The organism is Streptomyces sp. 13-12-16, from assembly GCF_002114215.1.
In the GTDB taxonomy this organism is placed as follows: Bacteria; Actinomycetota; Actinomycetes; order Streptomycetales; family Streptomycetaceae; genus Streptomyces.
This window is the reverse complement of the sequence record NZ_NCTE01000660.1, coordinates 1-4,511: the sequence shown is the minus strand read 5'-3', so window position 1 is coordinate 4,511 and position 4,511 is coordinate 1. Positions and strand designations below refer to the sequence as shown.

4 protein-coding genes are annotated in these 4,511 nt (G+C 73.4%); 3 read left to right on the top strand and 1 reads right to left on the bottom strand.

Annotated features, from left to right (window positions below; all coding sequences use genetic code 11):
• Window positions 1-248: 248 nt before the first annotated feature.
• The gene (locus B7767_RS25400) at window positions 249-1,607 is read left to right on the top strand and encodes a NarK/NasA family nitrate transporter (protein WP_085574231.1); all 1,359 of its coding nucleotides are present in this window, start codon (window positions 249-251) and stop codon (window positions 1,605-1,607) included.
• A gap of 136 nt (window positions 1,608-1,743) precedes the next feature.
• Entirely contained in the window at window positions 1,744-2,901 is a 1,158-nt protein-coding gene (locus B7767_RS25395; RefSeq protein WP_085574230.1) for a uroporphyrinogen-III synthase, read from the top strand.
• 274 nt (window positions 2,902-3,175) lie between these two features.
• On the opposite strand, the gene B7767_RS25390 is transcribed toward B7767_RS25395, so the two are convergent.
• Window positions 3,176-4,174: a helix-turn-helix domain-containing protein gene (locus B7767_RS25390; RefSeq protein ID WP_085574229.1), complete on the bottom strand. Its 999-nt coding sequence runs from the start codon at window positions 4,172-4,174 to the stop codon at window positions 3,176-3,178.
• 109 nt (window positions 4,175-4,283) lie between these two features.
• On the opposite strand from B7767_RS25390, the gene B7767_RS25385 reads away from it, so the two are divergent.
• Window positions 4,284-4,511, top strand: a 228-nt coding sequence (locus B7767_RS25385; RefSeq protein WP_179167282.1) for an NAD(P)H-binding protein, incomplete at its 3' end; no start/stop codon positions are given.

The window sequence follows — 4,511 nt, the reverse complement described above, 5'->3', positions numbered from 1 at the left end:
CCCAGGTCCCCGGCCCCTACGCCCAGCCCCAGCCCCCGTACGGGTATCCCGCCCAGCAGAACCCCCACTGGCAGCCCCCGCAGCGCTGAGGCCCGCCGGCCGCCCACCTCTCACCCCGTCCCCGCCCCGGGTGAGCGCAACGTTCCCTCCCGGTCACCGCCCGCCACAGCGCTGAAACGCCCCCTCCCTACCTTCGGGACCAGCACCTCGCGGCACCGCCCGCGCCCCCGGAGAGCAGTGGAGGCCTCATGACAGCCCGCAGCGGCCGCTGGATTCACGAGTGGGACCCGGAGGACGAGACCTTCTGGAACCGGACCGGGGAGAAGACCGCCCGTCGGAACCTCTTCTTCTCCGTGCTGTCCGAGCACATCGGGTTCTCGATCTGGACGATGTGGTCCGTGCTGGTGCTCTTCATGGGCCCGGAGTACGGGCTGACGCCTGCCGACAAGTTCCTGCTGACGTCGGTGGTCACGCTGGTCGGCGCCGTGGTCCGGGTGCCGTACACCTTCGCCGTCGCGATCTTCGGCGGGCGGAACTGGACGGTGATCAGCGCGGCGCTGCTGCTCGTGCCCTCCGTCGCCGCGTTCGCCGTGATGGAGCCGGGGACGTCCTTCTCCACCTTCCTCCTGGTCGGCCTGCTGGCCGGGATCGGTGGCGGCAACTTCGCCTCCTCCATGACCAACATCAACGCCTTCTTCCCGCTCAGGAAGAAGGGCTGGGCGCTCGGGCTGAACGCCGGCGGCGGCAACATCGGCGTCCCGGTGATCCAGCTCGCCGCCCTCGCGATCATCGGCGCGAGCGGCGGACCGCGCGTGCTGCTCGGCATCTACATCCCGCTGATCGTCGTCGCCGCCGTGCTCGCCGCGCTCTACATGGACAACCTGGCCTCGGTGAAGAACGACACCGGTGCCGCCAAGGACGCCGCCAGGGAAGCGCACACCTGGATCATGTCCTTCCTCTACATCGGCACCTTCGGCTCGTTCATCGGCTACAGCTTCGCCTTCGGGCAGGTGCTGCAGAACCAGTTCGACCGCACACCGCTCGAAGCCGCGTACGTCACCTTCATCGGCCCGCTGCTCGGCTCCCTGATCCGTCCGGTGGGCGGGTCGCTCGCCGACCGGTACGGTGGCGCGCGGATCACGCTGTGGAACTTCGTCGCGATGGGCGCGGCGACCGCGGTGCTGATCGTCGCCTCCATGCAGGAGTCGCTGGCGCTGTTCACCGTCGCGTTCGTGGTGCTGTTCGTGCTGACCGGCCTCGGCAACGGGTCGACGTACAAGATGATCCCCGGCATCTTCCAGGCGAAGGCCCTGGCCAGGGGGCTGGTGGGCGAGGAGGCGGCCGCGTACGGGCGGCGGCTGTCCGGGGCGTCCATGGGGCTGATCGGCGCGGTGGGCGCGCTCGGCGGGGTCGGCATCAACCTGGCCTTCCGCCAGTCCTTCCTCTCCTACGGCTCCGGAACCGGCGCGTTCGTCGCCTTCCTCGCCTGCTACGCGGTCTGTTTCGCGGTCACCTGGGCCGTATACCTGCGCCGCCCGGCGGCCCGGCCGACGGACACGGCCGCCGCCCCGGAGGAGAAGTCGCAGCTCAGCTACGCCGACGTATGACGTAACACTGGTGACATGAAGCCGAACCGAGCCTGTCATGGATCGTTGACAGGCTCGATCGGCATGGAGGTGGAGCCGCACTTCCACGCGGGACGCACCTCCTCGCAGTACGCCGACTCGAGCCGGGACGAGAGCCATGTACGACGAACAAGAGCAGCCACCGGAACACGGGCCCCTCGCGGGGTTCACCGTCGGTGTGACCGCGGCGCGCCGGGCCGACGAGCTGGGCGCGCTGCTGGAGCGGCGCGGAGCCGCCGTGCTGCACGCCCCTGCCCTGCGGATCGTGCCGCTCGCCGACGACAGCGAGCTGCTGGCCGCCACCAAGGACATCATCGGGCAGGCCCCGGACATCGCGGTCGCCACCACCGCCATCGGGTTCCGGGGCTGGGTGGAGGCCGCCGACGGCTGGGGGCTGGGCGAGGACCTGCTGGCGCGGCTGCGCGGGGTGCGGATCCTGGCGCGCGGGCCGAAGGTGAAGGGCGCGATCCGGGCCGCCGGGCTGACCGAGGAGTGGTCGCCGGCGTCGGAGTCCATGGCCGAGGTGCTCGACCGGCTGCTGGAGGAGGGCGTCGACGGACTGCGGATCGCCGTACAGCTCCACGGCGAGCCGCTGCCCGGGTTCGTGGAGTCGCTGCGGGCCGGGGGAGCGGAGGTGGTGGGGGTGCCGGTCTACCGGTGGCTGCCGCCGGAGGACCTCGGGCCCGTCGACCGTCTCATCGACGCGGGTGTCGCCCGCACGCTGGACGCGGTCACGTTCACCAGCGCGCCCGCCGCCGTGTCCCTGCTGTCCCGCGCGGAGGAACGCGGACTGCTCGACGACCTGCTCGCCGCGCTCGGCCACGACGTGCTGTCCGCCTGCGTCGGCCCGGTCACCGCGCTGCCGTTGCAGGCCCGCGGCATCGACACGGTGCAGCCCGAGCGCTTCCGGCTCGGCCCGCTGGTCCAGCTCCTCTGCCGGGAACTGCCCGCGCGGGCGCGTGTGTTGCCCGTCGCCGGGCACCGGGTGGAGATCCGGGGGCACGCGGTCCTGGTGGACGGCGCGCTCAGACCCGTACCGCCGGCCGGGATGTCGCTGCTGCGGGCGCTGTCCCGGCGGCCCGGCTGGGTCGTCTCCCGCGCGGAGCTGCTGCGCGCCCTTCCGGGCGCGGGCCGCGACGAACACGCGGTGGAGACCGCCATGGCCCGCCTCCGCTCCGCCCTCGGCACCCCGAAGCTGATCCAGACGGTCGTCAAACGCGGCTACCGCCTCGCCCTGGACCCGGCGGCGGAGTCGAAGTACGACGCGGACGGGTGAACCGACCACGACCGCAGGCTCCGTGGCCGCCGTGGCCCGTACTCCCGCAGGTGGTACCGGTCCTCCGGACCCCGGCGCTGCCCGGAGACCCCGCCCCGGCACGGTCCCGCGTCGACCGGTTCGTCCTCCGTGACCGACGCGGTCCCCGACGCCTTCTTCGCCGTCTCGGCCCACGCGGCGGGCGCGGTGTTCGGCCGGGCAGTCCTCGAAAGCCGCCGCGTCCTCGAACGCGACGACGGCCTCCACCCCGTCGAGGTCCTCCACGGGGACCTGGCTAGCCCGGCCGCGCTCCGGTCCGTGGGCCGAGCGGGCCGGGCTCCCCGGGGCCGGAGCGGCCGCGCGTACGGAACGTGCGGCGGTAGGCGTGCGGGGGCAGGCCGACCGCGCGGTTGAAGTGCCGGCGCAGCGTGGTGGCGGTGCCCATGCCGGTGGCGGCCGCGACGGCGTCGACGCTGTCGTCGGTGGTCTCCAGCAACTCCTGGGCGCGCCGGATGCGTTGGGTGAGCAGCCACTGCAGCGGGGTGGTGCCGGTCGTCGCCCTGAAGTGGCGGCCCAGGTGGCGGGAGCTCATCCGCGCCCGGCGGGCCAGGTCCTCCACCGTCAGGGGCTGGTCGAGCCGTTCGAGCACCCAGGGGAGCAGGTCGGCGAGGGGGTGGTGCCCCGGGGAGGGGACCGGGGCGGTGATGAACTGGGCCTGGCCGCCGTCCCGGTGTGGTGGCACGACCAGGCGGCGGGCGACCTTGTTGGCGGTCGCCGAACCCCGGTCGAGGCGGATGAGGTGCAGGCACAGGTCCATGGCGGCGGCCTTGCCCGCGGAGGTGAGCACACTTCCGTTGTCCACGTAGAGGACGTCCGGGTCCACCTCGACCTTCGGATGGCGGTCGGCCAGTGCCCGGGTGTGCGCCCAGTGCGTCGTCGCGCGCAGCCCGTCCAGCAGGCCGGCGGCGGCCAGCACGAAGGCGCCCGTGCACAGGGAGACCAGGCGGGCGCCCGCCTCGTGGGCCGCGCGCACCGCGTCGACCAGCTCGGCGGGCGGGGCCTCGTCGATGTCGGCCCAGCCCGGGACGATCACGGTGTCGGCGTGGGGGAGGCGGTCGAGGCCGTGATCGGGCCGGAGCAGGAACCGTCCGGCCCGCACCGGGCCGGGCCCGCAGACGACGAGGTCGTACCAGGGGCCCGTCACGCCGTCCGGCGCGGAGCCGAAGACCTCCTGCGCGAGGGCCAGTTCGAAGTGGAGCATCCCGTCGGTGACGGCCAGCGCGACAGTGTCCATGTCCGGAAGTGTACGGGGCGTGTCGTTCCGGACACTCGTGCGGGCCCCCGTCCCCCGCCAGGATGGTCGTGACGGAGCACCACAGGTCGTTCGAGCGAAGGAAGTACCCATGACGACGGCGCCCAGGGTCGCGGTGTACGGCGCGTACGGTCACACCGGACGGTTCGTGGTGGCGGAGCTGCGGGAGCGCGGGTTCGTCCCGGTGCTCTCCGGCCGCGACGCCGGCAAGCTGGAGGCACTGGCGCGCGAGACCGGGCTGGAGGCCCGCCCCGCGCCGGTCGACGCCCCGGCCTCGCTCGACCGCGCGCTGGCCGGCGCGGCCGCCGTGGTCAACTGC